A 16258-nucleotide genomic window follows, 5' to 3' on the forward strand; every position below is an offset into this window, starting at 1 on the left:
TCAGCAATCGCCAGCTCTTGTCTTAAATCCTAATAGAATCAGTCCTGCTTGTAAAGTTGGAAAGCGGCGTACTGGGTGCATTGTCCGCTAGGAGTCGATTCTCATCATCATCTGCTCCAGCAGCCGCACGCGCGCGAGCGAGGCGCGAAGCAGACCGAGGCCGATGTCCGGATACAGCCGGATGAGGCGGGTCAGCGCCTCGCGCTGAAGGCCGAGCGCCCGCACGTCGCCGAGCAGCGCGTGGGCCGATACCGTCGATGCGGACTCGTCGAGCGCGGAAGTGGCGCCGCACACTTCGCCTGCGCCCAGCACGCCGAGCGTCGCCTCCAGGCCGGCCGCGGTGATGCTCGTCAGCTCCACGTTCCCGTCCACGATCACGTAGAGCGCTTCGCTCGTCTCTCCCCGCACCAGCAGCGCTTCGCCGTCCTCGAACGTGCGCTCGGCGGAGATGCCGGCGATCAGGCCGAGTTCCTCCAGCGTCAGGTCCGCAAAGAACGGCACGTTTTTCAAATAAATGACTTTGTTCAGCCTGCTGAGCATCCCCTGCGCTTCCATGTGAACGTCACGCTCCCTCCCGGCTTCCGCCGCCATCTCGGGCCACCAATCGTCCGTCGACCGCGATGCGTGCGCCAGCACCGCCCCTGCCTGCTCCGCCGTCATCTGCGGACGATCGGCGCCGTCGTAGTCCGCCTGCAGCACCGCGGCCAGCCGCTGCGCGAGCCTGCGGTCGCCCGCGCCTTCGGCGAGCACCTCGAGGCCGTTGTTCCTCGTCTCGTCGTCGGGATCGTCCAGCGCCCTGCGAATCGACGACACGACCTGCTCGTCGGTCAGACGGACGAGCAGCGACCAGACGGCCTCCTGCACCCGCTGGAGCTGCCCGCTGAACCTCAGCGAAGCGAGCGCGGCCAGATCCTCCCGCCCGACGGCGCGGAACGCGGCGGGGTAAGCAGCCACCTCGTCCAGTTCGCCCATCCGCAGGATCGCTTCGTCCGTCAGAAGTCCGCGGACTTCGTCTTCCGGCAGCACGGCGGCGAGCGCACCCATCGCCACCCGCCACGTCTGCGCATGCGCGCCCGGCAGCGCCGCGACCAGCGCCTGCGCGCCCGCGGCGTCCATATCGGTCAGCGCCCGCTCGGTGACGCTCAGCAGCTCCTGGTCCCCTGCCGGCAGACGCTCGAGCAGCTGCGGGATCAGATGCGTGGCGCCCAGCTTGCCCAGGCAGGCAGTCGCGGCGAGCCGCACGGCCGGGTGCGCATCGCCGAGCAGCCGCTCGACCTGCTCCGCGAACCGCTGCAGCCGCAGCTCCGCGACGACGCCGCATACATGCGCCGCCGGCTCGCCGCCCTGCGCGAGCAGCCGCTCGATCGCCTCGAAGCACGCTTCGTAGCTCGACTCGCTCTCGAGCGCATACATCGCCTTGACGGCTTCGGCGACGACGGCCGGATGCGGATCGAGCAGCTTCATCCGCAAAAAGAAAAACGCCTGCGCCGGCCACTGCTTCATCTGCGCCATCCGCCGGACGCCCTCCGCTCGCACGGCAGGCTCCTCGTCCTCCAGCACGGCGCCGATCCGAACGAGCGCCTGCAGGTCGGCGCCGGCCAGATTCACGGCGCGCAGCGCGGCGGCCCGCACGCCCGGGCCGGCGTCGTCCAGCAGGCGCAGCAGCTCTGGCGCATAACGCTCGTCCTGCGTCCGCCCGACGATGTCGGCGGCGATCTCCCGCACGCCTTCGTGCTCGTGCCGGAGCAGCGCAACTACAGAGCCCATTGCCTTCGCGTTGCCGAAAAACTCCCGGTAAGAGTCCATCAGCTCCCGGTCCTCGAGTCCGAGCGTCTGAACGCCTCTGACCAGCTCCCGCATATACAGCCGCCGCACGGTCCAGGCGAGCGCCGTCAACAGGACGGCCGCGCCGGCGCCGATCGCAGCCAGCAGCGGATAACCGAGGCCTGCCGCCTTGTGCAGCGACTGCAGGCCCGCGCCGAGCAGAATGCCGAAGAACGACGCGAGCCCCTGCGCGGCATACCTGTAGCCGTCCCGCTGCGTGATCGGCAGCGTCTTGTAGTACAGCTGGAACGACGGCTCCGCCGAGTAAAAAATGAGCACGTTGGTCAGCATGTAGGCACCCGCTGCGGCAGCCACCGCTGCGGCCTGGCTGCCCAGCAGCACAGCGGAAATGCCGAAGGCAGCCGCATATGCGGCGGCGATCGCGACCAGCATCCCGCTCGCGCCGAACCAGGCGACCAGCTTGCCCGAAGCCAGTTGGACCAGAAAGGCGAGAAAAAACAGCAGCGTCGACACCACGCCGAACATGCGCGCGAATTGCTGCTCGTCCTGATAAAAGCCGTGTGCCGTATTCAAAAACAGAAATTCCGCCAAGTAGTAGAGCGCAGGCATGAGCGTCATCAGACCCATCACACCTAGCAAAAACGGCGAGCGGAATGTGCGTTTCATATAATGAAAGGAATTCGCCGTCTCGTCCGTCTCGGCGGACTCCGCCCGCAGCGCGAGCGGGACCAGGTACTGTGCGATCGCCTTGCGGTAATTAAAGGAAGCGGCAATGAGCAATACCGGTCCGAGCCCGTACACGAGCTCCGCACCGAGCGGGCTGAGCGCCTGCGTGAGCAGGCCGCCTGCCATGCCCCCGAGCGTCGCGCCCGACACGAACAACGGCATCAGCCGCTTGGCCTGCTGCGTCGGACAGACGTCGACGGCAAGGCTCCATAGCAGCACCGTCTGCTGGCGGACGACAAAGCTCGAGGTCAGGAACAGCACCGGATAAAACCAATGCAGGTCCGCGCCCGCAATCCGAAGCGCCGCCAGCACGGCCGCGTCCGCGAGCACAATTGCCGTCATGACGGCGTACATCGTCTTCATCAGTTCAGGCTTGGACAGCTTCATCGCCAGCCAGCTCATAAACCACGCCTCGAGCGGCAGTATCAATGCTTCGCCCGCATATATGTACGGCAAATATTCGCTGCCGAAGCGCTGGCTGAACAACGTAATAAAGCCGTTGTAGGTCAGCGCCTCGGCGATCCCGCAGACGAGAAAGATCGGCGTCATCAGCTTGACTTTGCGCCGATCTTCGGTACGTACGCCCAGCCTTCCGAGGGCATGCGCCATATTCATGACTGTCACTTCTTTCCTTCTGCTAACGCTGCAGGCTGTCTGTGGGCCGCAGATTCAAATAATAAATAAGCCGGTCTTCCCCATCGAAGTAATAGTGAGGCAACCGGCCGTTCAACGTAAAGCCGAGCCGCTCGAACAAGCGCCGAACCCCGTCGTAAACGGGCAGGTCGCATGTATAGGTCACCAAGAAACGGGCGCCGCGCGCGGTCAGGCAATCCAGCATCTCGCCGGCCAGCCGAAGAGCGAGGCCGCCCCGTCTGTAATCTCTGCGTACGACAAGGTAATCCCACGTATAACCGCCCGTACGCTGCTCGTTCTCCGCGACGCCGGTAGCGGCGACGACCGCGCCGGCTGCGTCCGTCGCATACCAGTAGATCGTCTTGCCCTCCAGCGCCATATAGGGGAGCGTACGGAAGTGCTCCTCTTCGCCCGGCGTCGGACGTTCGTCGTCGAACGCCTGCGGCGACAAAAGAAAAGCGACGACCGCGTCTGCGGCTTCGCGCGTATCGATGATGCGCACGGTAATCGTATTGCTGTCCAATTCCGAACCCTCCCGCTTCCCATCCTCCGCTTAGCTGCGCTTCACGGCTTCGCTTGGCCTTGTCAGACCGCGAGCGTACCGTTCCAGCCGGCGCCCGAGCCCTTCTGATAGTACTCGTCGCACAAATAAAAGTAGAGCTTGGCAGCCTTGTCCATCCGGTTCTGCTTGATTACTTCGACGAATGTCTCGCGCGCGTCGTAGAACCGCCCTTCCTGGCACAGTGCCAGTCCGCGCTCGAACAACGCCTTCGTCCGTTCCTTGGCCGCGCGCTGCTGCTCGGGATCTCCTTCGAAAATATCGATCAGCTCCATCGCCTCGTCGCTGCCCTCCAGCCGAATGCGGCCCAGCGAGCGATGCAGGAAGCGCTCGGGCGACCGCAGCTGCTCGTAATAGTCGCGCGTCGCGACGATGCAGCATCCGACCAGGTCCGAGATCTGCTCGAGCGTCGTCGTCCGCTGCACGTCGTCCGAGATGACATTGCCCTCCCAGCGGCGCTCCTCCCCGATGATGCCGAGCATGAGCGGCCCCTTGTGAAGCGCGATCCCGATGTCGACCGGCACATACCCCGAGCCGCGCCGGTGCTGGTTGTAGACGGCCAGCTCGCGGCGTATCGCCACGGCCGCCCGGATCGCCTCCTCGGCATGGCCGGGGAACAGCGCCATGAAGCCCGCACCCAAATATTTGCTGATCAGACCGTCCTCCTGCCGTACGATCGGCCCGAAGCGCCGCAGGAACGAGTTCATGAAGTCGAAGTTTTCCTTCGGACTCAGCGTCTTGGACAGCTGCCTGAAATCGCGCAGATTGGCGACCATGACGGCCATATTTTTCTGAATCTGATCGCCGAGTCTGATATCGAGAATGCCTCTCTTGCCGAGCGAATGAAAAAACTGCTGCGGCACGAACCGGTAGGAAGCTTCGCTGAACGACGTAATGTCCGAGATGTGCTGGCGGATATAGCGGGCCATCCGGTTGAACTGCTCGCCCAGATCCCCTACCTCGTCGCGGTTGCGCAGCTTCGCCTCTACGTCCCAATCTCCGTTGGCCATCGCCATGACGCTGCGGCGCAGCTTGCGGATCGGAGACAGCAGGAAAAACGTCGCGAGCGTGACCAGCACGATGAGGCCGGCCGTAATCATCAATATATTTTGAATAATATTGTAGTAGATGGTGCGGTTCTCCCGCTGCAGAACGCTCAGATCGCGGCCGGTCTCATAGATGCCGACGATCCGGCCCTCGCTGTCCCGCACCGGCCCGATCGCGTACAGCCACTTGCCGTCCGCATCCTCCCAATGTCCCGTGCGGATGACGCCTTCTTTCAACACCGCCGCATTGTCCTCGCTCTCCTCGAACGGCTTGAACATGTTGACCCCGTCGTCGTCGTCCATGACAATGTAGATCCTGCCGCCCTCGTACTTGTACAGCGTGCTGTACAGGCCCTGCCGCTGCTCGCTGTCCTCGCCCTCGAACAGGAAATTCATCTTGGTACGGATCGCCTTGTAATCCGCGCTGCCGTAATCGGACGGCGAGTGCAAGCGGGCGAGACGGTCGCCGTCGATCAGGTTCTGGCCGTTGCGCGCGAGCAGCGCGAGCTCCCGCTGCATCTGCGTCTCCATCCGGGAGGAGAAGCTGTCGTATATAAAGTTGGAAAGCAAGATCATGGCGATCAGAATCGCCGGCACGGTGGCGAGCACCTGCTTGAGAAAAAGGGAGGTGCGCCGCTTAAGCACGTGAATGTGGAACAAGCGCGAGGAAAATGCGAGCAGGAGCAAGCCGAGCCAGAAGACGCCCCATACGAGCCGGCGCTCCCACAGCGTACGGCTGTCCAGCGAGGCTTGCGAGACCTGACCCGCCGGGGAGAAGTCGGCCGCGAACAGCAGGAGCCGGTCGTTCAGCACGACCGTATAGCCCGTCGGCGTCTGCCTGACGTCCATCATCTCGTAGCTGTCCAGCCCGGGAGCCGCGCGGCGCAGAGCCGCGTCCTCGAGCACGGTCTTGGCGGCGGCGGGGGCGAGTGGATCGAGCACCGCGACGGCGTTGACGAGACGGTCGACGAACATGAGCGAGCCGTCCGCGCGCAGCGTCAGCAGCTCGGGGAAGTTTTTGGAGTTGCCGCCGGCCGCAGTTTCCGGATACAGCTTGGCGCTCGTGCCGTCGGCGTTCACCCGGTAGATGCTGCCTCTGCGCGTCGTGAAGTAGATTTGTCCCGGCTCGGTGCCCGTAATCTCCGACAAGTAACGATCCTGGGGAAGCGTAAATTCGAACACCGTCTCGGGCGCGCCGTCCGGCAGTACGATTTTTTTCAGTTGGAGCTTGTCGGCAGCCGCCTCGTAAAAATAAAGCGAGTCTCCGGCAAGTTGCAGGCCCCTGATCTGGCCGATGCGCTTGCTCGCGCCGTCCCCTTTTCGTTCGAACAGCAGCTTTCCGTTTTTGCCGCCGCCGTCATAGCGCAATATTCGTTCGTTCTGCACGTACAGACCGTAGGAATCGAGCGCGGTAGCCAGCGCATAGATGCGGCCCTCTCCGTCCGCGACCGCTTCGTTGAAGTCGATTCTGGCGTCCCGGCCTGCGGCCGCGTAGGACATCTGGCGGAGCAGCGTCCCGTCCGCGTCCAACTGTTCGATATGCTGCTTCGAATCGCTCACGACGGCGATCGAGCCGTCCCCGCCGGAAGCCGACAGGGACAGGTTATTCAGTCCTTGCGTCGTTTTCCAGGACGTCGCGTTTTTGTCGCCCCGCTCGGCGAGCGTGTATCCCGACCAGCCGGACAGCGCGAGAGACAGCAATACTAGCAACACAGCCACTTTTTTCATCGATTATAGGCGCCCGCTTTCTCTTCCGACGGTTCTGCGGAGAGAACCTCAATAGTTTCATCGTACTACAAGTTCTTCCTTAATTCACCCCCCGTCAACACAAAATGACAGATTTCAAAAATTGAGGTACTATGGATATAAATATTGATAGATTGTTCCTATAATTAATTCTACCTATATCGGAAAAGAGCGTGACATGGGGCATGGGACAACTGGTTTGCGGCGGCGCGATGATGCAATGCTCGTTCGGAGTAGCTCCCTCAACGTTAAACGTGCTGCCGGCCAGCAGGACGATGACCGCGATGCCGATCGCCAACATTATGGATAACAAGCCATTCGTGAACATCATGCCGTTCGGCATGTGCAATTCGATGGCCAACCCTACCGTAGCGGCCGCCACGGCGGCCAAGCTCGGCGTGATGACGCCGATGCCCTGCACGCCCATGACCGCCGCGCCCTGGACGCCCGGCTCCCCGACCGTCTTGGTCGGCAACTTCCCCGCATTGAACGGCTCGTCCAAGTGCATGTGCAGCTACGGCGGCATCATCCAGATCAATCTCCCCGGCCAATTTACGATTCAGGTGCCTTAAGATGATAGAGACGATACTCAAGCCGTTCATCAAGCCGATCCAACGACGCATCCTGCGGCCGCTCAAGCAGGCCAAGACGCTGCCCAAGCGCGCCCTCAAGTGGCTGATCCAGTGGGCTCGCGCCGTCCTCGGCGGCGGGCTGCGCTCGCTCGACAACTACTGGAAGGTCGGCAGCTACTATATCGCCAAGAAGCTCGTCGTCCTGATCGTGCTGATCGGGCTGGCCGTCGCTTACTTCGGCTTTATTAACCCGCCCAAATTCGTGGACAAGTGGTTTGCCCGCACGCCTACGTACGAGGCTGCCGCGGCGCTGGACAAGGGCTACACCGGCACCGCCAAGATCGTGGACGCCACGGGAAGCGTCGTCTATGTCGGACCGCTCGAGAGCGGACAGTACAGCGGTGTCGGCAAGCTGTACGGCGACGGCAAGCTGCTGTACTTCGGCGATTTCGTCAAAGGCGTGCGCGCCGGCTCCGGCGAAGCGTACGCGCCGGACGGCAGCCTGCTGTACCGCGGCGCATTCGCCGCCGACGCCTACAACGGCGCGGGCACGCTGTACGCGCCGGACGGCAGCGTCGTGTATGAAGGCGCATTCGCCGCAGGCAAGTACGAGGGCAACGGGACGCTCTACGCGGCCAAGGACAAGGTGAAGTATACGGGCGCGTTCGTCCAGGGACTGTACCAGGGCGAGGGCAAGCTGTACGGCGACGACGGCAAGCCGGTCTACGAAGGCGCGTTCGCGGGCGGACAATACGAAGGCGCAGGCAAGGAGTATGTCGGAGGAACGCTTCGCTACGAAGGCGCGTTCGCCGCCGGACTGCCATCCGGCGAGGGCACCGAGTATGCGGCGTCGGGCGCGCCGCTGTACAAGGGCGCATTCGTGCGCGGACAGTACCAGGGCGCGGGCGCGCTGCTCAGCGAGCAAGGCGTCACCGTGTACGCGGGCGCTTTTGTCGGCGGCCTGCGCGACGGCGAAGGACAAGCGTTCAACGCGGACGGCACGCCGCTGTACCAGGGCACGTTCCGCGCCGACCAGTATCAAGGCTTCGGCGCGCTGCTGGACCCGAACGGCACGGTGCTCTACAGGGGCATGTTCAGCGCCGGACGGGCCGACCCCGCCGCCTTCATGGGCATGGCGCTCGCGACGCTGCAGGAGAAGCTCGGTGCGCCGGACGCGCAGCCGGGTTCGAAGGACGCCGGCACGGGCGGCGACGCAGGCGAGACGCCGGATACGGGCGCGGGAGGCAATGATTCGGCAGGTGCGGGCACGGCGGGTGCAGGGACTGGTGGCGCGGGTTCGAGTGGTGCGGGTGCAGGTGCGACGGGCGCAGGCGCTGCTAGTGCGGGTACGGCTGGAGCCGGGGCTGGTGCGGCGAGTAGCGGAGTTGCGGGCGCGGGTGCTGCGAGTGCGGGTGCGGCGGGTGCCGGAGCCGGTACGGCGAGCAACGGAGCGGCGGGCGCAGGTGCTGGTGCGGCGAGTAGCGGAGCAGCGGGCGCAGGTGCTGGTACGGCGAGCAACGGGGCTGCGGGCGCAGGTACGGCCGGCTCGGGTACGACGGGCACGGCGGGTACTGACTCGGTGAGCACCGGAGCGGCTGGCGCGAGCGCGGCCGGTGCCGGCGCGGCGAGCGGCGGAGCGACTGGCGCGGGGACGCAGACTGAAGCAGGCAGCGAAGCCGCGTCAGCAGGAGCGGCGGGCGCCGTGGTCGGCACGCCGTCGTCCGGCAGCGGATCGGCGACGGATGCGGCAGGCAGCGGCGGCGCATCGACTACAGGCGAAGCAGCAAACGGCGGGGCCGGCGCCGGCGACAACTTGACGCAGCCGGCAGCAGGAGGCGCAAACGCTGCGGGTCCGAGCATCAGCCAGCAGCAGACTGCTGCCGGCGGCACGAGTCCCGCAAAGACGACCGCCGCAGGCGGCGCGGTTGTCAACGGAGCAAGCACCGGCAGCAGCGCTGCCAATACGCCCCCGAGTCTCCCTTCGGGCGATGAGGTAGGCACGGCGGGTTCTCCGGTCGAGCTAGTCTACGGCGGCATTCAGTTCAGCTTCAAGCTGGAGCCCGACCCGGACAATCCCGAAGCGTACGCCGTCACACTCGTCCGTACATGGAACAAATACGTCATCAACGACATGCTTGGCACGCTCCAAAAAGCGTCGGCAAAAGGCGTTAAAACGGAAGCGTCGGGCAAGCTCTACACGATGTCCTACGAGTGGAACGGCATTTTGTACAACTTCAATTACAACAACGACAAGCCGGTCCGGCTGACGATCGGCGTTTTCCAAGTATAGCTCGAGGATGCTCCCGCCCCCTCACCATTCGCCCAAACACACTAAAAGCAACCGTCAGGGCAAACCGCCCTGACGGTTATTTCGTTACTCCGGCAGCAATCTCTCTGTAGCAGCGCTTTTCTCGCTTACAGCACGATCCCACGCCGCAGCCCCCCCTGCAACGGTGCTTTTCTCGCTTACAGCCGCGCCTCTCTCCTGTAGCAGCGCTTTTCTCGCTTACAGCACGATCCCATGCCGCAGTCCCCCCTGCAACGGTGCTTTTCTCGCTTACAGCCGCGCCTCTCTCCTGTAGCAGCGCTTTTCTCGCTTACAGCACGATCCCACGCCGCAGTCCCCCCTGCAACGGTGCTTTCCTCGCTTACAGCCGCGCCTCCCTCCTGTAGCAGCGCTTTTCTCGCTTACAGCACGATCCCATGCCGCAGTCCCCCCTGCAACGGTGCTTTTCTCGCTTACAGCCGCGCCTCTCTCCTGTAGCAGCGCTTTTCTCGCTTGCAGCACGATCCGGCTCCCTCGTCTCTCCAGTAACGTTGATTTCCTCGCTTACAGCACATTCCCCCACTCATTACATGCTCGTCCGCCCACTCCTCACTTTACGCGCAATGGACCGTCTGCCGACAATTCAAACAAGCCGCACCGCAGCCCCCCAGGGACCGCGATGCGGCTTGTTTGTCTCGCCCGCCCTCCGGTACGACGACGCGAAGCGGCTATGCTATTCGTGTCAGCGGCAGCCTCAGCCGCGCTCCTCGCGTCCGGGCGCAGCTTCGCGGCGGGCGGACAGTTCGCTCTCGTCGTCGGCCGACGCGCCTTCCTGCAGCTTTTTGAACGCCCACCAGCGCACGCTCAGCTTGTCCGCCTCCGTGGAGCCGTTCAGCCGCATGCCGATGCGGAATCCGCCGTGCTCGGGATAGACGATCGTGCCGAAGTCCACGTTCGGGACGTCCGACTCGTACTCGGTTCCTTTGAACACGTCCTGCGAGCCGTAGTAGATCGACGCCTTCAGCGTATCCTGAAGCGCCAGGCCGACGTGGACCGTCACCTGCCCCGCGCCGAGGCCATGCTTGATCTCGTCCGTCACATAGTTGCGCCTGCCGCGCGAGAAAAACTTGAGCCCCGTCTTGGCGTTCAGCTCCAGCGGCACCTCGATCGTTCCCGTCGCGATCTCGTCCTGAATCGCTTGCGGGCGCGGGAGGCCGAGCTTGAAGTCGAACGCATTGCGCTCCGGATGATAGTTGACGTCGAGCCTTGGCTTCGCATCGTACTCGAGATCGTAAGCCTCGGCCTCGGCAAAAAAGCGATGCAGCGATGCCGATCTGTCGGCCTGGGAGAGCCTCTGCAGCAGCGAAGCGTTGGGCACGTATTCCCCGAACGGCACCCGCTCGACCTGCTCGATCATATAGGTCGATCCGAGCTGCAGAAGGCCGATTTTCGCCAAGCAAATCTCCTGCTCCGCCGAGCCTTCGGCAGCCTGGTCGAGCGAGCGCTCGTACCAGGTTTTCAGAATACGCCCCATAACCGGCTGCGAGATGATATCCACCTTGTGGACGGCGGCATGGTCGATCGGGACGCGCTGATCGCCGATCGCGAGCGTCACCGACTGCGGAGGCAGCGTCAGCTTGGCGGACGTATCGGGACGATCGTGCGCCTTGACGCTGTAGGTCAGACGGTACTCGGTATCCTGCCCGTCCCGCGGCTCCGCGAATTCGATATGCGATCCGTTGTCGCCGACCGGACTGAAGCCGTCCGCTTCATAGTCGAAGCTGAGCGCCACTCTCGCCGTTTGCAGCGTCTTCTCCACGACCAGCGTCACGTCGACGACATCGCCCGGATTGACGTACCGGGGCATCCGCTGCGATACGCGGACATGGGCGTCCTGGTACAGCACGACGACATCCTCCAGCAGCCGCACATGCTCGAAGCTCGAAGGAGAAGGTGCCTCTTCTTTGACGAACAGCCGGTAAGACTCCAGCACGCGATTGTATTCGCTCACCTCTTCGCCACGGATCGACGAATTGCCGACGGAATGGACCGGCTCGCGCCCCTTTTCGTCATAGGCGACATACAAGTACACGTTTTTCTTGTATTCGTTGTTCGTGAAGCCCTCGATCATGGACAGCTTCAGCGTGACCGGAGACGGCAGTACGACCTCGCGGCCCGAGTAGTCGATCGCCAGCCCCATCTCGACCGTGATCGTCTTGTCGTCCACGGCAACGACCTGCATGCCGGCGACGACGCCGCTCCCGAACAGCAGCCGGTTGAGCAGTCTGCGCTTGTTGTTCAAATATTTTTGCTCCGACTCGAAGTCACGCACCGTCAGCAGCTTGCCGTAAAAATACCGATTGCGCTCGAACGGGTACATTCTCGCTTTTCTCATCCGTCAAGTCCCCTCCTTGTCGTCGGAACCGCGCGGCGGGTCCGCTCCTTCACTCCATCTCGGAATCCATGCCCAGTCGCATATGCGCATCGAGCCGGCGGTTCATGTTCGCATCCACGATCAACGTGTCGTTCGGCATCGAGCGGCCGTCGCCGAGCGTGAAGATCGAAGGCTCCGCGAGCACCGTATTGACGCCCAGATACGTATGCAGATCGAGATACATCCAGGGCTGCAGCCATTCCAGCTTCGCCTCCGTATGCGCCGGCTTGATGTCGTCGACGAGCTGCCTCAGCAGCACCTTCTCCATGTCGCTGCGCGCCTGATCCGGATGCAGCAGCACAGAGAACGTGAATGGATCGTTGCCGTACAGCCGGTCGATGACCTCGCGCCACTCCCCCCGTTCGCGCAGCGACTTGTACTGCGCAGGCTCGACGATAATCGGCTTCATGCCGGTCAGCGTCTCCACCGCCGTCTCGATGCCCTTTCGCGTGCCCCGGTGCCTGTACATGTCCGGCGCGGCGCGAATGAGGCGCCGGATCGCGTCGTCGCTCCAATATTCGTTCGTGTCGAGCCCCAGCCACGAAGCCAGCCATCTGAGCTGTTCGCCGTGCACTGTCTCCCGGTCGAATTGTCTGGACACGCCGTCGATCCGCGCCTCCATCTCGTCGAACAGTGTGCCGAACAGCGCCAGATAGCGCTCGAGGAAGCTTTTGCCTCCCGACTCCTGCTGATAGACCGCGGGCATATACGACAGCAGCGTCTGCCTCGGAAAATAAACGCGCATGCGACGCATCGCCGGCGTACTGCGTTCGCTGCCGATCCATTCGACCAGCATCCACAAGTACCGTCCCTTGGCGCCAAAAAACAAAGCGTCCGTCGGATTGACAACCGGCTCGGACCAAAAATCGGCGAGTCCCTTGAGCTTCTCCGACGCGCTCAGATCAGTGCGGGCGATCCAGTCGTCGATCCGCCGGATCGAGCCCGCGATCATCCTGACCCCCGTATCGTCCGCGAAGTAGCGCACGCGCAGCTGCGTCCCGTCCGGAACGTCGGATTCCATCGTAAATTTGTGCCACACCGTCTCTCGGTCCGCACTGTCGAACGCGCGGGACAGCCAGTAGCCTTCGAGCGAGCCCGCGCCCGCCATCGCCAGCGTCTGCGGCTGCAGATCGAGCACGGCCAGCGTCTGCTGCTCGCCGTTCAATATATACATCCGATCCTTGCCGTCGATCAGGATCGCGTCGGCTTTGCCGCGGAACCCGCCTACCTTGCCGATCGGCTCGCCGGCCTCGTTGAACTGCAAAATAAAGCGGTCGTCCTCCCCCTCCGACTCCATGGTGCGCGAATCGCCGACATAGATCTGCCGGTTCGAGTCGACGGCCAGGCCGGCGAACGACAAAGGGGGCAGCAGCATGCGCGTCGTCAGCTCGCCCTCGGGCGAAAAGGCGAACAGCGTCCGTCCGAGACTGTCGTAAACGTACATATCTCCAAGCGGAGATACGGTCAAAAAGGGCTTGCCCGGAGGTCCGCCGTCCGCCGGCAGCTTGAGCGAGAACCTGTCGTCCCCGATCAGCGCGACCAGCCCGCCCGATAAGGTGAGCCTGACGATCCGCAGCAGCGCCGGGCCGGCGGGACGCGCTTGCGCATCTCCCGCCTCATCGGGCGGCTCAGCCAGCGTCAGCGCGTAAAGACTGCGACCGTCGGAATGGAGAGCGAGAGGGCGGCAGTAAATGCCGTCCATCCATTCTCCCGTGCGGCTCCAGCGGGTCTGACCGCTGTCCATATCGTAGGCGGCCAGCATTCGCTCGCCGTCGGGATCCGCGACGAACAGCGTCTCGCCGGCTGCCGCGAGCATGGCGGAGGCCGAGAACAGCCCGTGTCTGGACACGAACAGACGCTCGTGATGCCGGCTATGCCGGTCGTACAGCCACAAATCGCCCGCGTCGTCCAGCAGGATGAGCCGCGCGAAGGGACCGACGGCGAATGCGTTGACCGCGCCGATGCCTTCGAGCTCGCCGAAGGACGCCGTATCCAGGACGCCGTAGCGCGCATCGCTGCGCAGGCGCAGCGTCTCTCCGTTGTCCAGGTTCTCCATCCAGCCCCGGCGGCTCCAATGCGCCGGCACGTTCACCGAAAAAAATAAAGCCTCTTCATTCACTGCCGCTCACCTCCCTTCTGCATGACACAGCCCATTTTCCGGCTCAAACCTGGGTCCGGCTGAGCAGCTCGATCCGGTGCTCGCCGGAATATACGAGTCCGTTCGGCGGCAGCAGCACGTCGCCGCCTTGGCTTTTGGCCGCGTATCTTCCTTCTCCGTCCAGCCACAGATCCTGTACGTACGACACGCCGCCGATGCGGCTCAGCGCAGCGAAGACATCTCCCCGGTACACCGGACGGCCGAACGGCCAGCCCGAAGGCGACTTGAGGCTCCCGGACGGACTGAGCAGCGCATTCAGAACGGACGTGATCCGTTTTGTTTCCTGCGCGAACTGAGGCTCGACGACGATCACGGCATGTACGGTCACCTTGATATATTCCGGTGCGATCACGTGGATCTCGGTCCCGATGAGTCTGCGCTCGTCCAGATGCCTGGCGACCGTCTGCAGGAAACCGGGACTCGGCTTCGGCGTCGGCTGACGGCTGTACGGCATCGCCACGACCGTCACCGCATGGGGCGCCGGCTCCGAACGGCCGGGCGCGTATCCGGCGATGACATGCACCCTGGCTACCCGCAGGCCCGGCGTAGACTGCGCGATAGCGGCGTAGTCCTCGTCCGTGACGGCGCGATGCGGCTTGAGCCATTCCTGCCGCAGCCGGGCGATGCAGTCGCCGACGTCCTCGCCCTCGGCGCCGCCGAATCCGTAGCCTGCGTTGGTCACGGACACGCCGAGCGCCCGCTGCGCATCCGAGACCCATTCGGTCAGCAGATGCGGCTTGATATTGCCCCGCGAACCGCCGCCCAGGACGCAGGCGACCAGACAGAGGTTGGGCTCTTCGCATGCCACCGGGATCGCGCCGCGCTCATCGTCGCCGAAGCGCACTTCCCCGGTGTCGGGGTCGTACGTATAGTGGCGGTCTAGTGGCCCCGAACGGTCGAAGTCCTCGACCGGCTGCCAGTCCTCCCATAGCCAATCGCCTGCGGCGGTCCCCGGGATGCCGACCTGGAGCACAAAGTGTTCCCGCCTGCGGCAGGGCAGATCGTACACGACGAACCGCTGCCGGGGCAGGCCGTTGCTGCGGCCGATCCATCGCTTGTCCGCAAAGGAGCGGTCGGCGTGAATGCGCCGGACCCGGCCCGGACCCGCAGGCGGCCGCATGCCGGACTCGCCGTCGCCGAACGCCGCGGCGATTCCGCCGCCGGGGTCCGCGGTCCAGGCGTATATGCGGTCCTCGGGACCGGCCGCCTGCAGATCCGCGACTTCCCGCCACTCCCGCCAGCGACCGTCAGGCTCCCTTACCTGCACGCGCCCCAGGCCGAAGCGCGAGAGGTAAGTATCGGCGGCTGCAATCACGGGGCCTTCTTCGGGTACTTCGTATTCAAGCGTCTCGCTTTTCGTATCGCGCTGGACGACGAGCGCCGTATGCAGCATGATCCGGTCGATGCGCGGCGGCTCCTCGTAGCCCTCTTCCTCCAGCACGCAGCAGATCCACCATCTGGGCCGGTCGTTGGCCGGATGGACGAGCACGGGCCGAAGCGGCGCGGCGAGCGTCATCGTGACCCGTCCGCTGAAGCTTAAGTGCACGGTCTCGTCGACGACAGGCTCGATCGGCAGCCATGCGGAAGCGCCAGTCGCCTCGTCGAAGGCGTAGCTCTTCCAGGCTACGCGCGCGGAAGGCACGATATCCGGATGCGCCTCCCTGGACGCAAGCAGACGTCCGTACGCGCCGGCTTCCCCGGCCGAGGCGGCAGCGCCGCCGGTGAAGCCGGTCGCCTCCTCCTCCGCCAGCAGGATCGTCAGCTCGATCGGCTCCCCGACCGGCGGCTCCCGGTCGAACGATACGTACAATCGGCTCCCGGACCTCGCGTCCGCGCCGAACGCATAGAAAGCGACATCGCCCTGCGTGTTGGACGCCGTCCGGTCGCTCGCCTCGCGCTCGGTCCGCGTCACGATCCGGTCGATGCCGATCGGCCGCAGCGTCAGCGGGGCGGTCGTCTCGAACACCTGGTCCTCCGCCAGCAGCTTCGTGCCGCCGGGCAGACGCACAGTGTCGCGTATTTCGGAAAAAGAGGCCAGCGCCGAAGCCGCTGTCGTCTGATGCGGCGCCTCGCCCAGCAGCTCCAAAAACTTGCGCCGGTTGCGATCCGGCACCCGGCTCAAATAAAATTGCTGCATCTCGCTGATCCAGGCGAACAGCTCCAGCATCGTCATGCCGGGATCGTGCGCATTCTCGTCCGTCCACTCCGGCAGCCTGCGCTGGATACCCTGGCGCGCTTCCTGCATGATGCTATCGAATGTCCGGTCGTCCAGCGGCAGTCTGGGCAGCATTGGCACCGCACCTCCTCTCCTTCGTTATCTCGCATGCCTATCG

8 protein-coding genes are annotated in these 16258 nt (G+C 64.1%); 2 read left to right on the plus strand and 6 right to left on the minus strand.

The features are described 5' to 3' along the window. Positions 1 to 87 precede the first annotated feature (87 nt). The 3 genes from VQ071_RS08845 to VQ071_RS08855 form a co-directional block, all read right to left on the minus strand. Positions 88 to 3126, minus strand: a complete 3039-nt coding sequence (locus VQ071_RS08845) for a HEAT repeat domain-containing protein (protein WP_340513969.1) — start codon at positions 3124 to 3126, stop codon at positions 88 to 90. A gap of 22 nt (positions 3127 to 3148) precedes the next feature. Further along, positions 3149 to 3667, minus strand: coding sequence for a GNAT family N-acetyltransferase (locus VQ071_RS08850; protein ID WP_340513592.1), 519 nt, complete (start codon positions 3665 to 3667; stop codon positions 3149 to 3151). 62 nt (positions 3668 to 3729) lie between these two features. Further along, positions 3730 to 6477 carry an adenylate/guanylate cyclase domain-containing protein gene (locus VQ071_RS08855; RefSeq protein WP_340513593.1) on the minus strand — a complete coding sequence of 916 codons (2748 nt, stop codon included), beginning with the start codon at positions 6475 to 6477 and terminating at the stop codon, positions 3730 to 3732. A 203-nt stretch (positions 6478 to 6680) separates the two neighbouring features. Between VQ071_RS08855 and VQ071_RS08860 the strand changes: the two genes are divergently transcribed. Then, positions 6681 to 7067, plus strand: a complete 387-nt coding sequence (locus tag VQ071_RS08860) for a DUF4280 domain-containing protein (RefSeq protein ID WP_340513594.1) — start codon at positions 6681 to 6683, stop codon at positions 7065 to 7067. A 1-nt stretch (position 7068) separates the two neighbouring features. Continuing rightward, complete coding sequence (locus VQ071_RS08865) at positions 7069 to 9357, plus strand: hypothetical protein (protein ID WP_340513595.1); 2289 nt, start codon at positions 7069 to 7071, stop codon at positions 9355 to 9357. A 730-nt stretch (positions 9358 to 10087) separates the two neighbouring features. On the opposite strand, the gene VQ071_RS08870 is transcribed toward VQ071_RS08865, so the two are convergent. From VQ071_RS08870 to VQ071_RS08880, 3 genes are read right to left on the minus strand one after another with little or no spacing between them, the layout of a single operon-like run. Further along, positions 10088 to 11728 (minus strand): hypothetical protein, encoded by a 1641-nt coding sequence (locus VQ071_RS08870; RefSeq protein ID WP_340513596.1) that lies wholly within the window; start codon positions 11726 to 11728, stop codon positions 10088 to 10090. A 49-nt stretch (positions 11729 to 11777) separates the two neighbouring features. Then, complete coding sequence (locus tag VQ071_RS08875) at positions 11778 to 13886, minus strand: phage tail protein (protein WP_340513597.1); 2109 nt, start codon at positions 13884 to 13886, stop codon at positions 11778 to 11780. A gap of 43 nt (positions 13887 to 13929) precedes the next feature. Further along, a complete protein-coding gene (locus VQ071_RS08880) occupies positions 13930 to 16215 on the minus strand; it encodes a putative baseplate assembly protein (RefSeq protein ID WP_340513598.1) in 2286 nt (761 codons plus the stop codon). Positions 16216 to 16258 lie beyond the last annotated feature (43 nt).

The organism is Cohnella sp. 56 (assembly GCF_037963805.1).
Classification (GTDB): Bacteria; Bacillota; Bacilli; order Paenibacillales; family Paenibacillaceae; genus Cohnella.

What these genes read in the sequence shown, in the direction of transcription:
- VQ071_RS08865 (WP_340513595.1), top strand. Translation starts at nt 7,069, where the DNA reads ATGATAGAGACGATACTCAAGCCGTTCATCAAGCCGATCCAACGACGC.
- VQ071_RS08845 (WP_340513969.1), bottom strand. Translation starts at nt 3,126, where the DNA reads ATGAATATGGCGCATGCCCTCGGAAGGCTGGGCGTACGTACCGAAGAT.
- VQ071_RS08870 (WP_340513596.1), bottom strand. Translation starts at nt 11,728, where the DNA reads ATGAGAAAAGCGAGAATGTACCCGTTCGAGCGCAATCGGTATTTTTAC.
- VQ071_RS08860 (WP_340513594.1), top strand. Translation starts at nt 6,681, where the DNA reads ATGGGACAACTGGTTTGCGGCGGCGCGATGATGCAATGCTCGTTCGGA.
- VQ071_RS08855 (WP_340513593.1), bottom strand. Translation starts at nt 6,477, where the DNA reads ATGAAAAAAGTGGCTGTGTTGCTAGTATTGCTGTCTCTCGCGCTGTCC.
- VQ071_RS08880 (WP_340513598.1), bottom strand. Translation starts at nt 16,215, where the DNA reads ATGCTGCCCAGACTGCCGCTGGACGACCGGACATTCGATAGCATCATG.